The following is a 20,570-nucleotide window of genomic DNA, read 5'->3' as shown; positions in this document are numbered from 1 at the left end:
GCTACCCGAACGCCGGGCGGCGGAAACGGGTCAGAAGTCCGAGTACAGGTAGGGGAGTCGGCGGGGGAAGAGGCGGCGCAGTTCGACGGCGGCCTCGGCCGGCACTTGGCCGAGGCCGCGGACGTCCACCTCCGCCGGGTCCAGCACCCCGTACGCCAGGGCGGAGAGCCCGGCCGCGGTGAGCGTCGCGGTCGGCGCGGTGCCGGTGGCGTCGTCGGCCACCAGTTCCAGCCGGCCGGTGGTGCCGTCGAGCAGGTGGCTGCCGCCCAGCCAGCGGTCCCCGGTCAGCGCGATCCGGGCCCGGCCGGGCCCGGCGGGGAGGCCGGACAGCGCGTCCAGCGAGAGCAGCCGGGCCATCGGCGCCGCCGACCCGGGCCGGGCGACCCGGGCCTCCACGTGCACGGCCAGGTCGGTGAGCCACAGCTCGGGCAGCTCGTCGGCAACCACCCGCAGCCGCACCCGGCCGACCTGGTCGACGTGCCGGGCCAGGAACTGAAGGATCAGCGCCCGGGCGTACGGGTCGGCGACCAGCAGGTCGTCGCCGGCCAGCTCTCCGCCGTGGTCGTCGATCCGGTACGTCAGCACGCCGACCGTCGCGCCGTCGACGCGGGCGGTGACCAGCCACCGGTCGTCGTCGTCGCGCAGCCACACCGCCCGGGTCTCGGGGAAGAGCGCGAAGCCGTGCCGCTCGGCCAGGCAGCGCTCGGTGAAGGCGCGGTGGGTGGCGTACCCGGTGCCGGTCCGTTCCCAGCTCAGCTCGCCGGGCAGGTCGGCGCGCAGCAGCGGGGCCAGGTCGGCCGGCGTGAAGGTGACCGTGCGGGCCCGGGGCAGCCCGACGTAGCCGAACCGCTCGTAGAACGAGGCGCGGAACGGGTACAACGCGCTCACCAGGTGCCCCTCGTCGCGCATCTCGTCGAGCAGCCGGTGCAGCAGGGCCCGGACGTGCCCGCGCCGGCGGGCCAGCGGATGGGTGGCCACCCCGGCGACGCCGGCCATCGGCAGCACCGCGCCGCGCAGGTTCTGCCGCATCGGGATGGCGGAGACCACGGCGAGGGTCTCGCCGCCCTCCTCGGCGACGAGGGTGCGGTTGGCCTCGCCGTACGGCAGGTAACGGCCGAACTCCTCGGCCCGCTCGGGCCGCTTCGGTGACGCCTCGAAGGCGTACGCCTGGAGCGGGAAGGAGGTGCTGAAGCGCTCGGTGTTGGTCACCCGCCGGATATTCATCCCCCATCCCAACCCGCCCGCCGGGCCGCCGCAACCACATTCGCGGGGGTGAGCGGTCAGGCCGCGGTGACGTCGGAGACGACGACGGTGACGTTGTCCGGGGCGCCGGCCTGGTGGGCGAGCTTCACGAGCTGCTCGCCGCAGTGCCGACGGTCGCCGTACATGGCCAGGGCGGCGGCGATCGACCCGTCGTCCACGTAGTCCGACAGGCCGTCGCTGCACAGCAGCAGCCGGTCGCCGGCGAAGACGGTGAGCGCGCCGACCGCCGGGGGCGCGTCCGCGCCCTGCACGGCCCGGGTCACCAGCGAGCGCTGCGGGTGGTGCCGGGCCTGGGCCGGGGAGAGCGCGCCCTGGTCGACCAGCGTCTGGACGAAGGTGTCGTCCCGGGTGAGCTGGGTCATCTCGTCGTTCCGCAGCAGGTAGCAGCGGGAGTCCCCGACCTGGGCGAGGACCAGCACGTCCCCGGCGAGCAGGCCGGCCGTGAGGGTGGTGCCCATGCCCTCGCGGGCCGGGTCGACGGAGATGGCGGCCCGGATGCGCCGGTTGGCGGTGCTCACGACGGACCGTAGCGCGTCGGTGGCACCCTCGGTGGTGGTCGGCGGGTTCAGCTCGTCGAGGATCCGGATGACGATCTCGCTCGCCACCTCGCCGGCCGGCAGGCCACCCATGCCGTCGGCGACCGCGACCAGACGGTCACCGGCGAGGGCGGAGTCCTCGTTGTTGGTCCGGACCAGGCCGACGTCGTTGAGGATTGCCGAGCGGAGGATCAGTTTCATGCGACAAGCTTGCCAAGAAGACCCTGCCGCCGTCTCTACGCACTACTGCGTAGGGTGAAAAGAATGATGCCGGTCCCCATGGTCGGGCGTGCCGGCGAGCTTGCCGAGCTCGACCGGGCGTGGTCCACGCTGGCGCTCGGCGGTCGGCCCGGCCCTGCGGTCGCGGTGCTCACCGGCGCGGCGGGCGTCGGCAAGAGCCTGCTGGTGGCGGCGGCCCTGGACGGCTTCGCGCCACGCCCGGCGGTGGTGCTCAGCGGGGCCGCGCGGGTGCACAGCCCGGCCCCGTACGACTGGCTCGCCGCCGTGCTCAGCGGGCGGGACACGAGCGGCCTCGACCTGCCGCCCGACGCGCTCGCCTGGCTCGCCCAGCAGCCCACCGCGCCCCGCGAACGGTACGCCCCGGGCACGCTGCTGCGGCTGGCCGTGCGTACGGTCCGGCTGCTGGTCGGCGCCGGCCCGGCCTTGCTGGTGGTGGAGGACCTGCACGCCCTCGACCCGGCCAGCCTGAACCTGGTCGGCGAGCTGGCCACCGCGCCCGACCTGCCGGCGCTGCTGCTGGTGGCGAGCCGGCCCGCGGTGGACGCCGTCGCGCCGGACCTCGCCGCCCGCGCCCTGGCCCGGTTCTGCGGGGTACGCGGCGCCGTCCGCCAGCACCTCGGCCCGCTCGGCCCGGCCGAGGTCGCCGAGGTGCTGAACCAGGTGTACGAGGGGACGCGCCCGTCCCGCCGGCTGGCGACCTCTGTATGGCGGCGGACCGGCGGCAATCCGTACGTGCTGACCGAGTTGCTCGCCGCGCACTCCGGCCAGGGACCGGACGCCCTGCTGCGCCGGCCGCTGTCGGAGCATCCGGGCACCCCCGCGCCGCGCGCCGCGGGCCCGCCCGACGCGGCGTACCCGCCCGCTGCCCTGCCTCCGGCCGACCTGCTCCCGCCCGATGCCGAGCTGACCGGCCGGGAGGTCGAGGTGCTCGCCTGCCTGGTCGCGGGGATGTCCAACAAGCAGGCCGCCCGGGCGCTGGGGATCTCGGTGCGGACGGTGACCGTGCACGTGTCCAATCTGCTGCGCAAGACCGGGTCGGCGTCGCGCACCGAGGCGGCGCTCTGGGCCGTCCAGCACCGACTCCCGGCCCGGCAGGCCTGACCCCGGCCCCGGGCAGGGGCCCGGAGCGGCGGACGGTCAGTGGCGGGGGTAGCGCAGCAGGAGGCTCGCCCACACCTCCTCGTCGCCGACCGCCGCGTAGCTGTGGGGCACGTCCGAGGTCCAGCGCAGGTGGCCGCCGACGCCGGCGGTCAGCGGGGCGTCCACCGGCCCGGCGCGGAGCACCCCGGCGAAGACCGTGACGTGCTCGGTGACCCCCGGCTGGTGCGCGGGCGAGAGCTGGCCGGGCCCGGGGGCGACGCGCATCCGGTACAGCTCGTACGTCGCGTCCGTGTCGGTGAAGACCTCCAGCAGGGTGGCGCTCACCGCCGCGCCCCGGACCGTCGGCGTCGCGGCCGGCCCGGCGAGTACGGCGGTCAGCGGCACCCCGAGCTGGGCGGTGATCGCGTAGAGCGTCTCCAGCGTGGGGTTGCGGGTGTTGTTCTCCAGGCCGGAGAGGGTGGCCTTCCCGACCCCGGCCAGCCGGGCCAGGGTGGACAGCGACATCCCCCGCTCCTCGCGCAGGGCGCGCACCCGGCGGCCCACCGTCTCGGCGCCGGTGTCGACGCCCCTTCCCCGGGCTGGTGCTGGCGGTTCCACCCCGCTATGGTGCTACACGCTTCCGTTCCGTAAACGGAACAGTGGAGGGGGAGACGTGGCCGGCCTGCTGCAACCCGTGCTCGCCGGGCTGGTGACCGCGCTCGTGGGCTTCGCCAGCTCGTTCACCGTCGTACTCGCCGGGCTGCGCGCCGTCGGCGCCGACGAGAGCCAGGCCGCCTCGGGGCTGCTCGCGGTCAGCGTCGCGTCCGGTGTCTGCGCGGTGTGGCTGGGGCTGCGGCACCGGCTGCCGATGGCGATCGCCTGGTCCACCCCGGGCGCGGCGCTGCTGGCGGCCACCGGTCCGGTCCCCGGCGGCTGGCCGGCGGCGGTCGGCGCGTTCGTCGTGTGCGGGGTGCTGATCGTCGCCGCCGGGCTCTTCCCGGCGTTGGGCCGGGCGGTGGCCGCCATCCCCGGCCCGATCGCCAGCGCGATGCTGGCCGGCGTGCTCCTGCCGCTGTGCACCGCGCCGGTCCGCGCCCTGGTCGAGGTGCCGGCGCTGGCCGCGCCGGTGGTCGTCACCTGGCTTGTCCTGCACCGGTTCGCCCGCCGCTGGGCGGTGCCCGCCGCGCTGGTGGTGGCCGCGGTCGCCATCGCGCTGACCACGCCGGGCGGGACCGGCGCGCACGGCCTGAAGCCGGTGTTCACCCTCACCGCGCCCGAGTGGACGGTCCCTGCGGTGGTCGGGCTGGCGCTCCCGCTCTTCCTGGTCACCATGGCCGCGCAGAACGTTCCCGGGATGGCGGTGCTGCGCGGCTACGGGTACCGGCCGCCGCTCGGCGCCGCGCTGCGCGTCACCGGTTTGGCCAGCGCCCTCGGCGCCCCGGTCGGCGGGCACGCGGTCAACCTGGCCGCGATCACCGCCGCGCTGGCCGCCGGACCGGACGCCCATCCGGACCCGGAGCGTCGCTGGGTCGCCTCGGTCACCGCCGGGGTGGGGATGGCCCTGCTGGGCCTCGGCGCGGGCGTCGCCACCGCTCTGGTGCTGCTCTCCCCGCCGGTGCTGATCGAGGCGGTGGCCGGGCTCGCGCTGCTCGCCGCGCTGGCCGGCGCGGTGTCGGCGGCGGTCGCGGACCCGCAGGCGCGGGAGGCCGCAGTGGTGACCTTCGTGGTGACCGCCTCCGGGGTGAGCCTGCTCGGCGTCGGCGGCGCGTTCTGGGGGCTGCTCGCCGGCTGGCTGATGCTGCTCCTCTTCCGCCGCCGCCCGGCCCCGGACGCCCCGACCCCGGCCCCGGACGCCCCGACCCTGACCCCGGACGCCCCGGCCCGGGCTGTCCCGGCCCCGGCCGTCCGGGCGCCCGAGTAGGCCGACCTCACGTCGGAGAGACGGTGGGGATCAGTCCGCCTCGGCGGACACGCCGACCTCCATGATCCGTAGCCGGACTCCTGACACGTTCTCCTCGACCATGCGGCGCAGCGCGCGGGCGTGGTCGAGGGTGTCGAGGGCGATCAGCACGTGGGCGGCCTCCCGGTCGGCGTCGTCCAGCCCCCACCAGCCGCGCACGAACCCGGGGCTGCGCCGCACCACGTCCGCCATGTGCGCGAACCGGGCCCGTTGCTCGTCCGCGTCGACCGCCTCGGCCTGCTGCTCCCCGATCAGGATGTACATCGGTCCACCATAGGGGCTGGCCTATTCCTCCGGGGGGAGGCTCGTGGCGGGGACGTCGAGGCGTACCCGGCCGTCGGCGACGCCGGCGATCTGGTCGGCCAGCACGTAGACGGCGCCGGTCGGGGCGAGGTCGGTGGAGACCTTCAGGTAGCCGGTGCGCAGCAGGCGGGCGGCCAGGTCGGCAGGCACGTCCGGCTCCTCGACCGCCGCCGACTCGATCAACTCGTCCAGGCTGCCGCCGGGGTCCGCGGCCGGCGCCTGCACGGTCACCGCGTTCGGGTCGCCCCGCTGGACGAGGTCCACGGTGCCGACCTCCGCCCCGGTCACGTCGACCACCGGCATCCCGGTGGTGACGCGGGAGATGGTCGCCTGCTGATCGGTGCCCTGCTGCTCCATCCTGGCGCGGTTCCCGGGCCGGCCGCCGGCTAAACGCCGCCCCGGTCAGGGGCGTGCGTCGGGTGTCGGCTGCCACGCGTCCGGCGGGCGGGGGGACAGCTCGCGCCAGCCGTCGGCCCCGGCGAGCAGCGCGCGGACGGTCTCCTCCGCTTCCTCGACGCTCGGGTACTCGTAGAACTGGGAGGCGCCCTCGGCGCCGCCGGCCCGCTGCTCGACGTGCCACCGGTCGCCGTTCACCCGGAGGAAGACGTCCCGCCGCGCCAGCCGCCCCCACTTGCCGTTCCACCAGTGCTTCCGCTGCTCCATGGCGGGACTCTATCGAACATGTGTACTACTCGGGTCGGCCCCCACGGGATTCCCGTGGGGGCCGGTGTGCTGCCGGGTGGGCCGGCGCGGGGCCGGCGTCCCGAGGGCTCAGCGCGGGGCCGGGGGCTCCGGGCGGCGGCCGAGCACGTCGTCCAGGGCGCCCCGCTGCTGGCCCGGGGTGGCGTGGCCGGCGGCGACCAGCGCGTCCCGGATCTCGGTGAGCAGCTTGACCTCCTCGCTGGGGGCCGACGGCGGAGGCTCCTCGCCGCGCTTGCGCCGCTCGGCGAGCCTGTTCATCGGATAGACGACCAGGAAGTACAGCGCCGCCGCGGTGAGCACGAAGGTGATCGCCGCGTTGACGAACGCCACCCAGTCGAACGGAATGTCCCGGAACTTGGGGATCGATCCCTCAAGTCCCTTCGGGTTGCCGGTGATCAGCACGATCAGGACCCTGACCAGTGGTTCCAGGAACGACTTGGTGAGCTGGGTGACCACGCCCGTGAACGCGGCGCCGATGACGATGCCGACCGCGAGGTCGACGACGTTTCCGCGCATGATGAAGTCTTTGAAGCCCTTGAGCATCCGTACTCCCGTGGTGTCCGGTTTACCGTCCGGGGCAACCTATTCCCCCGGGGAGGGCTCCAGAAAAGCACCGGCCTCGCGGGCCGCCGAACCCGGGTCGCCATCGCGGATCGCGGCGACCAGCCGGGCGTGGTCCACGTACCGCTCGGGTTCCAGCGCGTCGCCCATCGCCTGGGTGATCGTGCTGCGCAGCGCCGCGCCGACCGAGGCGTACAGCTCGGCGAGCATGGCGTTGTGCGCGGCGGCCACCACCGCCGTGTGCAGCGCCGCGTCAGCCTCGACGAACTCGCCGACCCGGCCCCCGCGCCAGGCGGCCTCCCGGGCGGCGAGCGCGTCGTCGAGGGCGGCCAGGTCCTCCGGGGTACGCCGCAGCGCGGCGAGCCGGGCGGCCTCCACCTCGAAGGCGCGGCGCACCTCGACCACCTCGGCCATTCGGTCGTCGGTGAGCCGGCGGGCCACCACCGGGGCCAGCTCGTCGGTCGACACCACGTACGTGCCGGAGCCCTGACGGCACTCCAGCACCCCGCCGTGCACCAGGGCGCGGACCGCCTCGCGGACTGTGTTGCGCCCCACCCCGAGCGCGGCGACGAGCTGTGGTTCGGTCGGGATGCGCCCGCCCACCGGCCACTCTCCGCCGAGGATGCGGGACCGGAGCTGCTCGATCGTCTGCCGGACCCGGTGACCCCGGGGCGGCACGGGCACGGAATTCACCGGCGGTGTCACTGGTTACATCACCCGTCCGCAATTCATCCCATGATTGTAGGTTGAAGGCCATGACCCCGCCACCGACCGCCACCGAGGACCCCGTCACCGTGCCCGACCGGCCCAGCCCGACCGTCGCCGTGCCCCCGGCCATCGGCGTCGCACCCGCCCCGGTCCCCACGGGGCGGCCGGCCACCGGCGGGCTGCTGGTACTGGTCGGCATGCTGCTGGTCGCGCTCAACCTGCGTGCCGCCGTGACCAGCCTCGGCGCCCTGCTCGGCGAGGTCCGCACCGGCCTCGGGCTCTCCGGGGCGATGGCCGGGTTCGTCACCACCCTGCCGACGATCGCGTTCGCCGGGCTCGGCGCGCTGACCCCGTGGTTGGTCCGCCGGTTCGCCCCGGCCCGGGTGCTGGTGGTCGCCATGGTGTCCCTGGCCGTCGGGCAGGTGCTGCGGGTGGTCACCGACTCGGCGCTGGTCTTCGTGGCCACCAGCGCGCTCGCGCTGGCTGGCATCGCGGTGGCGAACATCCTGCTGCCGATGCTGGTCAAGCAGCACTTCCCGCACCGCACCGGGCTGGTCACCGGGGCGTACACGATGACGCTGACGGTGGGCACGACGGTGGCCGCCGCGTCGGCCGTGCCGGTCGCGCACGCCTTCGGCTCCTGGCGGGCCGGGCTCGGTGTCTGGGCCGCGCTGGCCGCGGTGGCCGTACTCCCGTGGGTGCCCCTGGCGCTGCGGGCCCGCGCCGCGCGCCGGGCCGGGACCCCGACAGTGGCCGCCGCCGCGCCGGCCCGGGTCCGGCCCGCGCGGACCCGGCTCGGCTGGGCGATGGCAATCTACTTCGGGGCGCAGTCGCTGAGCGGGTACGCGATCATGGGCTGGCTGGCCCAGCTCTTCCGGGACGCCGACTTCGCGCCGGAGACGGCCGGGCTGCTGCTGGCCGGGGTGACCGCGCTCGGCGTGCCGGTCGCGCTGCTGATGCCGGCGCTGGCCGGCCGGCTGCGGACGCTGCGCCCGCTGGTGCTCGGGCTGACCGTGTTCTCCACGGCGGCCTACCTGGGGCTGGCGCTCGCGCCGCACGATGCCGCGCTGCTCTGGGTGGCCCTGCTCGCCCTCGGCCAGGGCGCGTTCCCGCTGATCCTGACCACCATCGGGCTGCGCGCCCGCACGGCCGAGGGGACGGTGGCGCTGTCCGCCTTCGCGCAGAGCACCGGGTACGTGATCGCCGCGCTCGGCCCGCTGCTGGTCGGCATCCTCTACGAGGCGACCGGCGGGTGGACCGCGCCGATCGGCTTCCTGCTCGCCGCCCTGGCCGTGCAGACCGTCGCGGGCCTGGCGATCGCTCGTCCCCGGTTCATCGAGGACGAGCGCTGAGGGGACGGGTCAGGAGGAGGCCGGCGTGGGGTCGCCCGCGACGGCCTGCTCGACCGTCGGGTAGGTGTGCAGCACCTCGACCAGCCCGCTGACCTCCAGGATGCGCAGCACGCCGCGCTGCGGGGCGGCCAGCCGGACCACGCCGCCGGCCTCGTCGCAGCCGTTCTTGGCGCGCACGAACACGGACAGCCCGGTCGAGTCGCAGAACGAGACGTCGGCCAGGTCGAAGACGAGGCGGCTGCGGCCCTTGTCGAGCAGATCCGTGATCTGGTCCTGGAGCTGCGGTGCCGTCGCCATGTCCAGTTCGCCCGCGACTGACACGACGACGACGTCGCCGCGCTGTTCCGTGTGTACCGTCAAGGACATTCGGACCTCCTGTGATCGGGGGAACGGTATCCCACGTTCGGGGTTCGCCGCTGAGCGGAAGCGGCAGCCGTGTCCACGATCATTTCTTTGCCTTGTGACAATTAGTTGCTGGGTACCCGGTGGTAGAGTCCGGCCGGTCCAGGTCAGAGGGAGGATGCCGTGGCATTGAACGCGGATGAAAGCGGTCGGCTGACCGGTCTGCTGAGTGAGCATGCTGAGCGGGTCACACAGCGCTGGACGGAGATCGCCACCGCGTCGCTGCGCGGCCGACTCAGTCAGGCCGAGCTGCGCCGACAGGTACAGGAACTGCACCGTGCCATCGTGGAAGCGGGGCAGGGCGGCGCGTTCGATCTTGAGTCCGAGTCGGCCGGTGAGCTGCGCGCCGTGCTCGCCGAGCTGTCCAGGGGCCGGGCCCGGCAGGGGTTCACCGCCACCGAGACGGCGGTCAGCGTGTACGCCCTCAAGGACGTCCTGCTGGAGCTGATGGAGGCCGGCGAGGGCGCCGCCACCCTGCGCGACTACGTGGCCTTCTCCTCGCTGGTCGACCAGATGGGGCTGTTCACCTTCGAGAGCTTCGTCCGCACCCGGGAGGGCCTGATCGCGGACCAGGCCGAGCAGCTCCTCGAACTCTCCACCCCGGTCGTCAAGATCTGGGAGGGCGTGGTGGCCGTGCCGCTGGTCGGCACGCTCGACTCGGCCCGGGCCCAGGTGGTGATGGAGCGGCTGCTCCAGACCCTGATCGACACCAGCTCGCCGTACGCGATCATCGACATCACCGGCGTGCCGGCGGTGGACACCCAGGTCGCCCAGCACATCCTCAAGACGGTGGTGGCCGCCCGCCTGATGGGTGCCGACTGCATCATCTCCGGCATCCGCCCGCAGATCGCCCAGACCATCGTCGCGCTCGGCATCGAGTTCGGCGACATCGCCACCAAGGCCAGCCTGGCCGACGCGCTGCGGCACGTGCTGCGGCTGAGCGGGGTGGCGAACGCCCGCCGGCATCCGCGACGGGAGTTCTGATGGAGCGGGTTCCGGTCCTGAAGATCGGCGACATCCTGCTCGTGTCGATCCAGGTCGACATGTCCGACCAGACCGCCGTCCAGCTCCAGGAGGACCTGGCCGAGCGGATCGTCGCCACCGGCTGCCACGGCGTGATCATCGATATCACGGCGCTGGACATCGTCGACTCGTTCGTCGGCCGGATGCTGTCCGCCATCGCCTCGATCTCCAAGGTGCTCGACGCCGAGACGGTGGTGGTCGGGATGCGTCCCGCCGTCGCCATCACCCTGGTCGAGCTGGGTCTGTCGCTCAACGGCATCCGTACCGCCCTGAACGTCGAGCGCGGCATGGAGCTGATCGCGGCGGCCGGGCACGACGACTACGACTTCGCCGTCGAGGACGAGACGGACGACGAGACGACGGCCACGACATGACCGCCGGTATCGACCTGGGCCACCCGCAGGCGCAGGCGATCCAGAGCGACGAGGACGTGGTGCGGGTCCGCCAACTGGTACGGACGGTGGCGGTGGCGGCCCGGCTCTCCCTGGTCGACCAGACGAAGCTGGTCACCGCGGCCAGCGAGCTGGCGCGCAACACCCTGGTCTACGGCGGGGGCGGCGAGGCCGAGGTGACCACGGTGGACAACGGCCTGCGGCGCGGCATACGAATCGTCTTCGCCGACGACGGCCCCGGCATCGTCGACCTGGGCCTCGCCCTCACCGACGGCTACACCACCGGAGGGGGCCTCGGCCTCGGCCTGAGCGGCGCCCGCCGGCTGGTCGACGAGTTCGACATCGTCACCGGGCCGGGTCAGGGGACCCGGATCACGGTCACCAAGTGGTCCCGATGATCGCCGAGGACCTGTCCGACCACGGCCTGTGGTTCCGGGTGGAGAGCGGCAGCGCGGCCAGCGCGGTGCGGCGGGCCGCCGAGCGGTTGGGCCGGCAGCTCGAGATCGGTGAGGCCCGCACGGCCGACCTGGCGATCGTCGCTGCCGAGCTGACCAGCAACCTGGTCAAGCACGCCGAGGACGGGGTGCTGCTGGTGCGCCCGGTGCGCCGGGGCGGGCAGGCCGGCGTCGAACTGGTCGCCATCGACTCCGGGCCGGGCATGGCCGACCTGACCGTGTCCTCCCGGGACGGGCACTCCACCGCCGGGACCCTCGGCATCGGTCTCGGCGCCATCACACGTCAGACCGACTGGTTCGACGGCTACTCCCGGCCCGGCAGAGGCACCGTCCTGGCCGTGCAGGTCTGGCCGCGGGGGCCCATCCCGGAGCTGTCCTGGGTCGACGCGCTCACCCGGCCGATCACCGGCGAGTCGGTCAGCGGCGACGGGTACGCCGTCCGGATCGCCGAAGGGCGGCACCAGGTACTGACCTGCGACGGTCTCGGCCACGGGCCGCTGGCGGCGGCGGCCACCGACACGGCGCTGGCCGCGTTCCGGGCCGCCCCGGCCGGGCCGCCGGCGGCGGTGGTACAGCACCTGCACCGGTCGATGTCGCACACCCGTGGCGCGGCGCTGGCCGTCGCCGAGCTGGACGCGGACGCCGGGCTGCTGCGGTTCGCCGGGCTGGGAAACATCTCCGCCTCCGTGGTGGCCGAGGGTGAACGGCGGCGAGGGCTGGTCTCCCTGCCCGGGATCGCCGGCCACCAGCGACCCGTCGTCCGTGAGTACGACTATCCCTTCCCGGCCGGAGCGTCGCTGGTGATGCACAGCGACGGGGTGGTGGACCGCTGGCAGCTCGACGACTATCCCGGGCTGCTCGGCAGCAGTCCGCTCGTGATGGCCGCGACGCTGCTGCGCGACGCGGGGCTGCGCCGGGACGACGCCTGCGTCCTGGTCGCCAGGGCGGCGTGGTGACCGGGTTGCCGCTGCTCCAGATGGCGCTGCGGGTCGAGCACGACATCTTCGTGGTCCGGCAGCGCGGCCGGGAGGTGGCCGCGGCGGTCGGCCTGGAGCACCAGGACCAGATCCGGCTCGCCACCGCCCTCAGTGAGGTGGCCCGGGACCTGCTGCACGCCGCCGGCGGTGCGGACGTCACCTTCGCCGTCGACCTCGACGGGCAGGGCCCACTGCGGCTGCGGGTGGACCTGGCCCCGGTGCGCCCGCTGCCGAATGGCCGGTACGAGCCGCACTCCGGCGCGGTGGCGCGACTGGTGGACATGTTGGGCGTGGTGGACAGGGAGGGCGATACGGTCGTGAGGATGTCCCGACGTGTCCCCGCAAGCGCACAGGCGCTGACCCCGGAGCGAGTTGCCGAGCTGCGTGCCGAGCTCGGCAGCAGCGCTCCCGGCAGCGCCCTGGACGAGCTCGCCTCGCAGAACGAGCAGCTCATCGCCGCCCTGGACGAGGTGCGCAGCCAGCGCGACGAGCTGGCCGTGCTCAACGAGGAACTCCAGGAGACCAACCATGGCGTGATGGCCCTGTACAACCAGCTCACCGAGGAGCTGGAGGAGACCAACCGGGGCGTGGTCGCGCTCTACGCCGAGCTGGACGAGAAGTCCGTCCAGCTCCGTTCGGCCAGCGAGTCGAAGAGCCGGTTCCTGGCCAACGTCAGCCACGAGCTGCGCGCCCCGGTGACCGCGGTCATCGGGCTGAGCCGGCTGCTGGCCGACTCCGCGTCCGACCCGCTGACCGAGGAACAGGTCCAGCAGGTCGGGTTGATCCGCTCCTCGGCCACCGACCTGCTTGGCCTGGTCAACGAGCTGCTCGACCTGGCCAAGGCCGAGTCCGGGCGGCTGGAGCCGAACTGGGCCGAGGTGGACCTGCGGGCGGTCTTCGGCCAGTTGCGCGGCACCCTGCGCGCGCTGTCCAAGACGGATGTCGAGCTGGTGGTGGAGGACCCGCCCCCGCCGGGGACGCTCCGCTCCGACGAGGTGCTGCTCGCCCAGGTGCTGCGCAACCTGCTGCACAACGGGCTGAAGTTCACCGAGCGGGGCGAGGTCCGGCTGCGGGCGGAGATTCGCGACGAGCGGTGGTGGCTGTCGGTCGCCGACACCGGCGCGGGCATCGCCCCGGAGCAGCACGATCGGATCTTCGAGGAGTTCTACCAGGTGCCGGGGAGCACCCGGATCGGCGGCACCGGCCTCGGCCTGCCGTACGCCCGGCGGGTGGTGCGCCTGCTCGGCGGCACCCTGGAACTGGCCAGCGAGCCGGGCCGGGGCAGCACCTTCACGGTCACCCTGCCGATCGGCGGAGGGTGACTGTGGCGGCCGGTCCGGCGACCGTGCTGGTGGTCGACGACAGCCGCACGAAGCGGTACCTGCTGGTGAGCTGGCTCAGCCGGGCCGGCTTCACGACGCTGGAGGCGGAGACCGGCGGCGAGGCGCTGGCCCGGATCGGGGTGGACCAGATCGACCTGGTCGTGCTCGACGTCCGGCTGCCCGACCTGACCGGGTTCGAGGTCTGCGAACGGATCAAGAAGGCCCAGCCGGCGATGCCGGTGATCCACGTTTCGGCGCACGCCATCGACGTGGCGGACCGGGCCCAGGGCCTGACCCGGGGCGCGGACGCCTACCTGGCCGAGCCGATCGAGCCGGAGGAGCTGGTCGCCACCACCCACGCGGTGCTGCGCTACTACCGGGCCCGGCAGCGCGCCGAGCTGCTCGCCGAGCGGCTCACCGGGCTGGCCGAGACGACCGTGGCGGTGCACGCCGCGCCGAACTTCCCCCGGCTGCTGACGGCGGCGGCGGCCGGTGCCGCCCGGATCTTCAAGGGCCCGGCGGCGGTGGTGGCGGAGACCTTCGACGGTGACTGCATCGCCGGGGTCTGCGCCGGCCCGGGGGACGAACCCCGGATCGTGCCGTGGGTCGTCGACGACTCCGGGGTGCCGACCGGCTCCACGGTGTGGGTCGACGAGCCCGGCAACTGGGGGCTGGTCGACTGGCCCGACGGAGACCGGGTGACCGTGGCCGCGGCGAAGCTGCGCGAGGACCGGGCGCCGCTCTACGTGGTGGTGCCGACGCACACCCAGACCGCCGGGACGCCGGTGCTGGTGCAGGTCGCCCAGGCCGTCGCGGCGGCCGTGGAGGCGCAGCGCTCCTTCGACGAGGAGCACCGCATCGCGGTCACCCTGCAACGCAGCCTGCTGCCCCGCCGGATCCCGGAGATCGCCGGGCTCGACCTCGCCGTCCGGTACGAGCCGGCCAGCGCGCAGACCGAGGTGGGCGGCGACTTCTACGAACTGGTGATGCTGGACGGCCACCTGCTGATGGCGATCGGCGACGTCGCCGGGCACTCCCTGCACGCCGCGACGGTGATGGCGGAGCTGCGGCACGCGGTCCGCGCGTACGCCGTCGAGGGGCACCAGCCGGGCGCGATCCTGCACCGGGTCAACGAGCTGATGCTGACGCTGCTGCGCGACGAGTTGGCCACCATCTGCCTGCTGCTGCTGGAGCCGAACTCCGGCCACGTCCGGCTGGCCAGCGCTGGTCACCTGCCGGCGCTGATCAGCCAGGACGGCACGGTGGAGTACGTCCAGCACTCGGCCCCGCTGCTCGGCGTCCGCGCGGCCCGCCCCGAAGACCTTGAGTTCGTGCTGCCGGCCGGGGCGACGCTGGTGCTCTACACCGACGGGCTGATCGAGCGGCGGGACACCACCATCGACGAGGGGCTGGCCGCCCTGGCCAGTTGCGCCGAGGTGGTGGACGCCGACCTGGACGCGTTCTGCCGGCGGCTGCTGGTCGAGCTGGCCCCCACCGAGATCAACGACGACGTCGCCGTGGTCGCCCTCCGCCGCCGCCGGTAGGCGAGCGAGCCACCCAGGGCCACCGTCCATGCGGCGGCGGATCCCCCGGCCGTCGGAGGATCGGCCGCCGTGGCGGGATCTGCCCCGAGCGGTACGGGCCGTGGAGGACGCCGACCGGCCGGTATGGTCGTCCGCGTGGATCTGGACGACACCGCCGCCCGGCTCGGAGTACCCGTCGAGGACGTCGACCGCGTGCACCGCCTCGCCGGCGACCTGCCGTCGGCTCCGCTGCCGGCCAAGGCCGACGCGCCCACGATCCTCGACCGGCTCGCGGTACGGCCGGACGACGCCGCCGAGATCATGGCGGGCTGGCCCGACCCCGGGTCTGCGCTGTGGACCCCGGAGCTGCGCTGGCTGCTCGACCGCTCGATCGCCCTGGTCCGCGCCGATCTCGGGGGCCACGGCTGGCTGTCGCCAGGTCCGGCGCTCCCGCGCGAACGGGGCCCCGCCTGGCGGCATCTCTACGTGTACGCGTACCTGGCCCTGGTCGACGTCGTCACCGGGTACCACCGCGACCACGGCATCGCCGACGTCGTGTCGTGGGCGACCCTCGCGGACCTGGGCCGCAACCTCGCGATCGACCGGCGGATGCACCGCGAGGGCTGGTCGGTCATGCAGAACTGGCTGACGCTGCACGCGCGCGGCGGCATCTACGAGCTGGGCCGGCTGCAGCACCAACGCGGCGGCACCGCCATCGACCTGCACATCCCCGAGTCGGGGCCGATGACCCCGGAGGCGGTCGCGGCGTCGCTCGACGAGGCCCGCGCCTTCTTCCCGCGCCACTTCCCCGACGAGCGTTGCACGGCGTTCTCCTGCGGCTCGTGGCTGCTCGACCCGCAGCTGCTGGAGTACCTGCCCGAGGACTCCAACATCGCCCGGTTCCAGCGCAGGTTCGAGCTGGAGCCCTACGAGGAGTCGGAAGGGTCGGACGCCGACGTCGAGGTGCTGCGGTTCGTGTTCCGCACCCTGACCACGCCGCTCGACCAACTGCCGCGCCGCACCGTGCTCCAGCGCGCGATCGTCGATCACCTGAAGGCCGGCCGCCACTGGCACGTCCGCCGCGGCCGCTTCCCGATCTAGCCACCCTGCCCGGTGGCGGACGCCGGCCGGCTGAGCGACCGGGCGTACACGGTCGGGGAGATCCCGGTGGCGGCGGTGAACTCGCGGACCAGGTGGGCCTGGTCGGCGTAGCCGAGGTCGGCGGCGAGGGCCGCCCAGGCCACCGGCCCACCGGCGGCCTGCTCGATCGCCTCCTGGACCCGGTACCGACGGATCACCCACTTCGGGCCGACGCCCACCTGGTCGAGGAAGAGCCGTTGCAGCCGCCGGGTGCTGGTCCCGTGCCGCCGGGCCAGGTCGTCGACCCGCAGCATGCCCCGGTCGACGCGAATCTCCTCGGCCAGCGTCATCGCCTCCGCCGTCGACGGGTCGGGGCGCGGGTTCCAGCCGGTCAGCAGGTCGTCCAGGGCAGCGCAGCGCTCGTCGTCCGTACCGGCGCAGGGCCACCGGCCCGCGACGAGGCCGGCGGCGAGCGGGCGGCGCTCGCCGGTCAGCCCGGCGACCGGCCGCCGCCAGAACGGCCGGAACCCACCCGGGCGGAACTGCACCCCGCTGACCCGGCCGGTGCCGGTCAGGCTGATCCGGAACAGTTCCCGCCCGACGCCGGCCACCTCGGCGGTCTCCCGACCGTCGCCGTCGCGCTGGAACACCAGGTTGACCGCCGGGTGCGGGAGCACCCGCTGCTCGAACGGCTCCGCCAGCTCCCAGTCGATCAGCCAGTAGTGCTCGACGTACGGGCGCAGTGCGGCGGCGGGCAGCCGGCGGCGGAAGCGGACGTCGCGCAGCAGCCGGCGCGGGTCGAGGATGCCGCGGCTGTCGCCGCGCGGCTGGTGTCGCATTTCTTCAAGACCACCCTCGTACGCTGCTCCTATGGCCACGAAGACTAGTGAACTGCTGTCGGAAGCCGCGCCGCGCGCCGTCGCGGTGGCCCGGGCGATCCGTGACGACCAGCTCGACCTGCCGACCCCGTGCGCGGACTACTCCGTCCGGGACCTGATGAACCACCTGTACCAGGTGGTGGTCAACTTCCAGGAGTTGGCCGCCAAGCGACCGGCGAACTGGGACAAGACCGACTACCTGACCGACGGCTGGCAGGACCGGTTCGCCGCCGAGACCGAGCGGTTGATCGAGGCGTGGGCGGACCCGGCCGCGCTGGAGGGCGTCTCGCCCGGGATGGGGCTGCCCCCGGAGACCGTCGGGGAGATGGGGCTGATCGACCTCACCGTGCACGCCTGGGACCTGGCCCGGGCCACCGGCCAGCCGTTCGACGCCGCGCCGGACGCGACCGCCGTCCTGCACGCGTTCATGGATCGGATGGGGGAGACGGGTCAGCGGATGGGGGCCTTCGCCGCCCCGGTCGCCGCCCCGCCGGACGCCGCCCCGCTCGACCTCGCCCTGGCCCGGATGGGCCGCCACCCCGCCTGGTCCCCGCGCTGACCTCGGCTGCGCCTGTCCTCGCGATCGCGCAAATTCAGAGAATCAGTGGCCTCAGCGACGGGGGATGCCACTCTTTCCGGGAATGAGCGCGATCCTGGCGGCGGCGGCAGGATGGCGGGATGGACCTCGTGACGCTCGACGACATCCGGGCCGCCGCCGCCGACCTCGCCCCGACCGTCCTCCGCACGCCGCTGCTGCGCGCCCCGTGGGACGACGGGCTGTGGCTGAAGCCCGAGAGCCTGCAACCGGTCGGCTCGTTCAAGCTGCGCGGCGCAACCCACGCGGTCGCCCGCCTCGACGAGGCCGGGCGGGGCCGGGGCGTGGTCACCCACTCGTCCGGCAACCACGGACAGGCCCTCGCGTACGCGGCGCGGGCGGCCGGCGTGCCGTGCACGGTGGTGGTGCCGGAGGGCGCCCCGGAGGTGAAGATCGCCCGGATGCGGGCGTTCGGGGCGACGGTGCTGCTCGTCCCGCCCGCGCAGCGGCTGGCCGTGGCACAACGGATCGTCGCCGAGTCCGGGGCGGTGCTGGTGCCACCCTTCGACGACCGGCGGATCATCGCCGGTCAGGGCACCGTCGGCACGGAGATCGTCGACGACCTGCCCGACGTGGACGTGGTGCTGGTGCCGGTCGGCGGGGGCGGCCTCGCCTCCGGGGTCGCCACGGCGCTGCGGGCGCTGCGCCCGTCGACCGCCGTGATCGGCGTCGAGCCGGAGCTCGCCGCCGACGCCCGGGAGTCCCTCGCCGCCGGCCGGGTGGTGCCCTGGGACGTCGAGCTGACCTACCGCACCTGCGCGGACGGGCTGCGCACCAACCTGTCCGAGCTGACCCTGGCCCACCTGCGGGACCGCCTCGACGGCATCGTCACCGTGACCGAGGAGGAGATCCGGGCGGCGGCGGGCCGGCTGATCAACGGGGCCCGGCTGGTGGTCGAGCCGAGCGGGGCGGTGGCGACGGCCGCCCGGCTGTTCCGCTCCGGCGAGCTGCCGGCGGGCCGTACCGTCGCGGTGGTGACCGGCGGCAACGTCGACCCGGCCCTGCTCGCCGACCTGGTCACCGTCCCCTGACGACGCGCCCCACCGGCCTCCGCCGGGTGGACGGAGGCCGGTGGGGAGGGCTTTCCCCTACGCCACCTTCAGCCGGTCGAGGACCCAGGCGTTGATGAACGCCTCCTCGCGCCAGGAGTCGTACCGGCCGCTGGGGCCGCCGTGGCCGGCCCCCATCTCGGTCTTGAGCAGGTAGTCGCCCCGGGGGGCGACCGCCCGCAGCCGGGCGATCCACTTCGCCGGCTCGTGGTACAGCACCCGGGTGTCGTTGAGGCTGGTCACCGCGAGGACGGCCGGGTAGTCCACCGCGGCCACGTTCTCGTACGGGGTGTACGACTTCATGTATGCGTACACCTCCGGGTCGTCGAGGGGGTTGCCCCACTCCTCCCACTCGGTGACGGTCAACGGCAGCGACGGGTCGAGGATCGAGGTGAGCGCGTCCACGAACGGCACCTGCGCGACGATGCCGGTGAACGCGTCCGGGGCCAGGTTGGCCACGGCGCCCATCAGCAGGCCGCCGGCCGAGGCGCCCCGGGCCACCAGCCGGTCCGGCGACGTCCAGCCCGAGCCGGCCAGGTGCCGGGCGCAGGCGACGAAGTCGGTGAAGGTGTTCTTCTTGGCCAGCATCTTGCCCTCGTCGTACCAGCGGCGGCCCAGTTCGCCGCCACCCCGGATGTGGGCGACCGCGAAGATGACGCCCCGGTCCAGCAGGGAGAGCCGGGCGATGGAGAACCACGGGTCCATGCTCGCCTCGTACGAGCCGTACCCGTAGATCACGCAGGGGGCGGAGCCGTCGCGCGGGGTGCCGGCCCGGCAGACCAGCGAGATCGGCACCCGGGTGCCGTCGTCGGCGAGCGCCCAGTCCCGGTGCTGCTCGTAGTCGGCGGGGTCGTACTCCCGGCCGTCCGGACCGGGCCGGACCGGCTTGCGCCGGCGCAGCGTCAGCTCCCGGGTGACCAGGTCGTAGTCGTACACGGAGTCGGGGCTGACCAGCGAGGCGTAGCGCAGCCGGACCTGCCGGGTGCGGTACTCCGGGTTGCTGTCCAGCCCGACGCTGTAGATCGGCTCCGGGAAGTCGATGTCGTGGCCGTCGCCGCCGCCGACCGGCAGCACCCGCAGCCCGGTCAGCCCGTTGCTGCGCAGCGAGACGACCAGGTGGTCGGCGAAGGCGTCGACCGCCTCCAGCCGGGTGCCGGGGGTGTGCGGGATCAGCGGCACCCAGTCGCCCGGCGCGTCCGCCGAGGTGAACGCCAGCGCGAAGTCCTCGGCGTCGTGGTTGTGCAGGATCAGGAAGCGGTGCCCGTGGTGCTCGACGCTGTACTCGACGCCCTGCCGGCGGGGGGTGACGAGGGCCGGCTCGCCGGTGGGGTTGCCGGCCGGGATGACCCGCACCTCACTGGTGATCTTGCTGTGGCTGTCGATCAGGATGAACTTCTCCGACCGGGTCAGCTCGACGCCGACCCAGAAGCGCTCGTCGTCCTCCTGGTGGACCACGACGTCCTCGGCGGCCCGGGTGCCGATCAGGTGCCGCCAGACCCGGTTGGGCCGCCAGGCGTCGTCCACCGTGACGTAGAACAGCACCGAGGCGTCCGCCGACCAGGCGGCGCCGTAGGAGGTGTCGGGCACCTCGTCGGGCAGCACCTCGCCGGTGCTGAGGTCCTTCACCCGCAGGGTGAACCGCTCGTCGCCGGAGAAGTCCGTCGAGTACGCCAGCCACCGGCCGTCGGGGCTGACGTCGAACGCGCCGAGCGAGAAGAAGTCGTGCCCCTCGGCCAGCAGGTTGCCGTCGAGCAGCACCTCCTCGCCGTCGAGCGGGGCGCCGTCGGCGCTCACCGGCGGCTCGGTCTCGCCGGGGTGGACGGCCCGGCGGCAGTGCACGCCGTACTGCTGGCCCTCGACCGTGCGGGTGTAGTACCAGTGGCCGCCCTTGCGGGTCGGCACCGACAGGTCGGTCTCCTGGGTGCGGCGCCGGGTCTCCTCGAACAGCGTTCCGCGCAACTCCTCCAGGTGCGCGGTGCGCGCCTCGGTGTACGCGTTCTCCGCCCTCAGGTGGGCGATCATCTCCGGGTCGTCCTTGGCGGCCAGCCAGGCGTACTCGTCGACGACCGTGTCGCCGTGGTGGATGCGCTCGGTGGGAACCTGCTTGGCGACGGGCGGGATCTCGGTGTTCACGCCGGTCAGGTTACCGGCCGGCCGGGTTGCCGTCGG

The 20,570-nt window shown here is 74.1% G+C and carries 23 protein-coding genes; 12 read left to right on the top strand and 11 right to left on the bottom strand.

The genetic code is table 11. The features are described 5' to 3' along the window. Window positions 1–30: 30 nt before the first annotated feature. The gene (locus tag ABT023_RS09640; RefSeq protein WP_350883542.1) at window positions 31–1,224 is read right to left on the bottom strand and encodes a GNAT family N-acetyltransferase; all 1,194 of its coding nucleotides are present in this window, start codon (window positions 1,222–1,224) and stop codon (window positions 31–33) included. Between the two features lie 56 nt (window positions 1,225–1,280). After that, a complete protein-coding gene (locus tag ABT023_RS09635; RefSeq protein WP_350883540.1) occupies window positions 1,281–2,000 on the bottom strand; it encodes a PP2C family protein-serine/threonine phosphatase in 720 nt (239 codons plus the stop codon). Window positions 2,001–2,063: 63 nt separating this feature from the next. Here ABT023_RS09635 and ABT023_RS09630 point away from each other — a divergent pair, with 63 nt between their 5' ends. After that, window positions 2,064–3,140 carry a response regulator transcription factor gene (locus ABT023_RS09630; protein WP_350883538.1) on the top strand — a complete coding sequence of 359 codons (1,077 nt, stop codon included), beginning with the start codon at window positions 2,064–2,066 and terminating at the stop codon, window positions 3,138–3,140. A gap of 36 nt (window positions 3,141–3,176) precedes the next feature. On the opposite strand, the gene ABT023_RS09625 is transcribed toward ABT023_RS09630, so the two are convergent. Beyond that, entirely contained in the window at window positions 3,177–3,737 is a 561-nt protein-coding gene (locus ABT023_RS09625) for a helix-turn-helix domain-containing protein (protein ID WP_502890627.1), read from the bottom strand. A gap of 55 nt (window positions 3,738–3,792) precedes the next feature. On the opposite strand from ABT023_RS09625, the gene ABT023_RS09620 reads away from it, so the two are divergent. Further along, window positions 3,793–5,040, top strand: a complete 1,248-nt coding sequence (locus tag ABT023_RS09620) for a benzoate/H(+) symporter BenE family transporter (protein WP_350883536.1) — start codon at window positions 3,793–3,795, stop codon at window positions 5,038–5,040. A gap of 30 nt (window positions 5,041–5,070) precedes the next feature. Here the strand turns inward: ABT023_RS09620 and ABT023_RS09615 are convergent, their stop codons facing one another. The 5 genes from ABT023_RS09615 to ABT023_RS09595 all read right to left on the bottom strand — a co-directional run bounded on the left by ABT023_RS09615 (window position 5,071) and on the right by ABT023_RS09595 (window position 7,350). Then, window positions 5,071–5,343 carry a hypothetical protein gene (locus tag ABT023_RS09615; protein WP_350883534.1) on the bottom strand — a complete coding sequence of 91 codons (273 nt, stop codon included), beginning with the start codon at window positions 5,341–5,343 and terminating at the stop codon, window positions 5,071–5,073. A gap of 21 nt (window positions 5,344–5,364) precedes the next feature. Beyond that, window positions 5,365–5,739 (bottom strand): hypothetical protein, encoded by a 375-nt coding sequence (locus tag ABT023_RS09610; RefSeq protein ID WP_350883532.1) that lies wholly within the window; start codon window positions 5,737–5,739, stop codon window positions 5,365–5,367. Between the two features lie 45 nt (window positions 5,740–5,784). Continuing rightward, window positions 5,785–6,045 (bottom strand): hypothetical protein, encoded by a 261-nt coding sequence (locus ABT023_RS09605; protein ID WP_350883530.1) that lies wholly within the window; start codon window positions 6,043–6,045, stop codon window positions 5,785–5,787. Window positions 6,046–6,153: 108 nt separating this feature from the next. Continuing rightward, window positions 6,154–6,627, bottom strand: a complete 474-nt coding sequence (gene mscL, locus ABT023_RS09600; RefSeq protein WP_350883528.1) for a large conductance mechanosensitive channel protein MscL — start codon at window positions 6,625–6,627, stop codon at window positions 6,154–6,156. Window positions 6,628–6,666: 39 nt separating this feature from the next. After that, window positions 6,667–7,350 (bottom strand): FadR/GntR family transcriptional regulator, encoded by a 684-nt coding sequence (locus tag ABT023_RS09595; protein ID WP_350883526.1) that lies wholly within the window; start codon window positions 7,348–7,350, stop codon window positions 6,667–6,669. Window positions 7,351–7,400: 50 nt separating this feature from the next. Between ABT023_RS09595 and ABT023_RS09590 the strand changes: the two genes are divergently transcribed. Next, a complete protein-coding gene (locus ABT023_RS09590; protein WP_350883525.1) occupies window positions 7,401–8,705 on the top strand; it encodes an MFS transporter in 1,305 nt (434 codons plus the stop codon). 9 nt (window positions 8,706–8,714) lie between these two features. Here the strand turns inward: ABT023_RS09590 and ABT023_RS09585 are convergent, their stop codons facing one another. Further along, window positions 8,715–9,071 carry an STAS domain-containing protein gene (locus ABT023_RS09585; protein WP_350883523.1) on the bottom strand — a complete coding sequence of 119 codons (357 nt, stop codon included), beginning with the start codon at window positions 9,069–9,071 and terminating at the stop codon, window positions 8,715–8,717. Window positions 9,072–9,230: 159 nt separating this feature from the next. Between ABT023_RS09585 and ABT023_RS09580 the strand changes: the two genes are divergently transcribed. The 7 genes from ABT023_RS09580 to ABT023_RS09550 all read left to right on the top strand — a co-directional run bounded on the left by ABT023_RS09580 (window position 9,231) and on the right by ABT023_RS09550 (window position 15,900). After that, window positions 9,231–10,091, top strand: a complete 861-nt coding sequence (locus ABT023_RS09580; protein WP_350883521.1) for an STAS domain-containing protein — start codon at window positions 9,231–9,233, stop codon at window positions 10,089–10,091. After that, on the top strand, window positions 10,091–10,504 hold the full coding sequence (locus ABT023_RS09575) for an STAS domain-containing protein (protein WP_350883519.1): 414 nt from the start codon (window positions 10,091–10,093) through the stop codon (window positions 10,502–10,504). The genes ABT023_RS09580 and ABT023_RS09575 overlap by 1 nt, the downstream gene beginning before the upstream one ends. Further along, window positions 10,501–10,920, top strand: a complete 420-nt coding sequence (locus ABT023_RS09570; RefSeq protein ID WP_350883517.1) for an ATP-binding protein — start codon at window positions 10,501–10,503, stop codon at window positions 10,918–10,920. The genes ABT023_RS09575 and ABT023_RS09570 overlap by 4 nt, the downstream gene beginning before the upstream one ends. Continuing rightward, window positions 10,917–11,933: a SpoIIE family protein phosphatase gene (locus ABT023_RS09565; protein WP_350883680.1), complete on the top strand. Its 1,017-nt coding sequence runs from the start codon at window positions 10,917–10,919 to the stop codon at window positions 11,931–11,933. Before ABT023_RS09570 ends, ABT023_RS09565 begins: the two co-directional genes overlap by 4 nt. A 20-nt stretch (window positions 11,934–11,953) precedes the next feature. After that, window positions 11,954–13,276, top strand: coding sequence for a sensor histidine kinase (locus tag ABT023_RS09560; RefSeq protein WP_350883678.1), 1,323 nt, complete (start codon window positions 11,954–11,956; stop codon window positions 13,274–13,276). Between the two features lie 2 nt (window positions 13,277–13,278). Next, window positions 13,279–14,820 carry a SpoIIE family protein phosphatase gene (locus tag ABT023_RS09555; RefSeq protein ID WP_350883515.1) on the top strand — a complete coding sequence of 514 codons (1,542 nt, stop codon included), beginning with the start codon at window positions 13,279–13,281 and terminating at the stop codon, window positions 14,818–14,820. 135 nt (window positions 14,821–14,955) lie between these two features. After that, complete coding sequence (locus ABT023_RS09550) at window positions 14,956–15,900, top strand: acyltransferase domain-containing protein (RefSeq protein WP_350883513.1); 945 nt, start codon at window positions 14,956–14,958, stop codon at window positions 15,898–15,900. On the opposite strand, the gene ABT023_RS09545 is transcribed toward ABT023_RS09550, so the two are convergent. Further along, a complete protein-coding gene (locus ABT023_RS09545; protein ID WP_350883512.1) occupies window positions 15,897–16,718 on the bottom strand; it encodes a DUF6597 domain-containing transcriptional factor in 822 nt (273 codons plus the stop codon). The two genes, ABT023_RS09550 and ABT023_RS09545, sit on opposite strands and share 4 nt — an antisense overlap. 31 nt (window positions 16,719–16,749) lie before the next feature. Between ABT023_RS09545 and ABT023_RS09540 the strand changes: the two genes are divergently transcribed. Further along, window positions 16,750–17,316: a TIGR03086 family metal-binding protein gene (locus ABT023_RS09540; RefSeq protein WP_350883510.1), complete on the top strand. Its 567-nt coding sequence runs from the start codon at window positions 16,750–16,752 to the stop codon at window positions 17,314–17,316. A gap of 119 nt (window positions 17,317–17,435) precedes the next feature. Continuing rightward, window positions 17,436–18,383 carry a threonine ammonia-lyase gene (locus ABT023_RS09535; protein WP_350883508.1) on the top strand — a complete coding sequence of 316 codons (948 nt, stop codon included), beginning with the start codon at window positions 17,436–17,438 and terminating at the stop codon, window positions 18,381–18,383. Window positions 18,384–18,440: 57 nt separating this feature from the next. Here the strand turns inward: ABT023_RS09535 and ABT023_RS09530 are convergent, their stop codons facing one another. Then, a complete protein-coding gene (locus ABT023_RS09530) occupies window positions 18,441–20,534 on the bottom strand; it encodes a S9 family peptidase (protein ID WP_350883506.1) in 2,094 nt (697 codons plus the stop codon). Window positions 20,535–20,570: the final 36 nt, after the last annotated feature.

Source organism: Micromonospora sp. NPDC002296 (assembly GCF_040296145.1).
Classification (GTDB): Bacteria; Actinomycetota; Actinomycetes; order Mycobacteriales; family Micromonosporaceae; genus Micromonospora.
This window is presented reverse-complemented; position numbering and strand designations above follow the sequence as displayed.

What these genes read in the sequence shown, in the direction of transcription:
- ABT023_RS09640 (WP_350883542.1), bottom strand. Translation starts at nt 1,224, where the DNA reads ATGAATATCCGGCGGGTGACCAACACCGAGCGCTTCAGCACCTCCTTC.
- ABT023_RS09635 (WP_350883540.1), bottom strand. Translation starts at nt 2,000, where the DNA reads ATGAAACTGATCCTCCGCTCGGCAATCCTCAACGACGTCGGCCTGGTC.
- ABT023_RS09630 (WP_350883538.1), top strand. Translation starts at nt 2,064, where the DNA reads ATGATGCCGGTCCCCATGGTCGGGCGTGCCGGCGAGCTTGCCGAGCTC.
- ABT023_RS09615 (WP_350883534.1), bottom strand. Translation starts at nt 5,343, where the DNA reads ATGTACATCCTGATCGGGGAGCAGCAGGCCGAGGCGGTCGACGCGGAC.
- ABT023_RS09610 (WP_350883532.1), bottom strand. Translation starts at nt 5,739, where the DNA reads ATGGAGCAGCAGGGCACCGATCAGCAGGCGACCATCTCCCGCGTCACC.
- ABT023_RS09605 (WP_350883530.1), bottom strand. Translation starts at nt 6,045, where the DNA reads ATGGAGCAGCGGAAGCACTGGTGGAACGGCAAGTGGGGGCGGCTGGCG.
- mscL (WP_350883528.1), bottom strand. Translation starts at nt 6,627, where the DNA reads ATGCTCAAGGGCTTCAAAGACTTCATCATGCGCGGAAACGTCGTCGAC.
- ABT023_RS09590 (WP_350883525.1), top strand. Translation starts at nt 7,401, where the DNA reads ATGACCCCGCCACCGACCGCCACCGAGGACCCCGTCACCGTGCCCGAC.
- ABT023_RS09585 (WP_350883523.1), bottom strand. Translation starts at nt 9,071, where the DNA reads ATGTCCTTGACGGTACACACGGAACAGCGCGGCGACGTCGTCGTCGTG.
- ABT023_RS09575 (WP_350883519.1), top strand. Translation starts at nt 10,091, where the DNA reads ATGGAGCGGGTTCCGGTCCTGAAGATCGGCGACATCCTGCTCGTGTCG.
- ABT023_RS09570 (WP_350883517.1), top strand. Translation starts at nt 10,501, where the DNA reads ATGACCGCCGGTATCGACCTGGGCCACCCGCAGGCGCAGGCGATCCAG.
- ABT023_RS09565 (WP_350883680.1), top strand. Translation starts at nt 10,917, where the DNA reads ATGATCGCCGAGGACCTGTCCGACCACGGCCTGTGGTTCCGGGTGGAG.
- ABT023_RS09560 (WP_350883678.1), top strand. Translation starts at nt 11,954, where the DNA reads ATGGCGCTGCGGGTCGAGCACGACATCTTCGTGGTCCGGCAGCGCGGC.
- ABT023_RS09545 (WP_350883512.1), bottom strand. Translation starts at nt 16,718, where the DNA reads ATGCGACACCAGCCGCGCGGCGACAGCCGCGGCATCCTCGACCCGCGC.
- ABT023_RS09540 (WP_350883510.1), top strand. Translation starts at nt 16,750, where the DNA reads ATGGCCACGAAGACTAGTGAACTGCTGTCGGAAGCCGCGCCGCGCGCC.
- ABT023_RS09535 (WP_350883508.1), top strand. Translation starts at nt 17,436, where the DNA reads ATGGACCTCGTGACGCTCGACGACATCCGGGCCGCCGCCGCCGACCTC.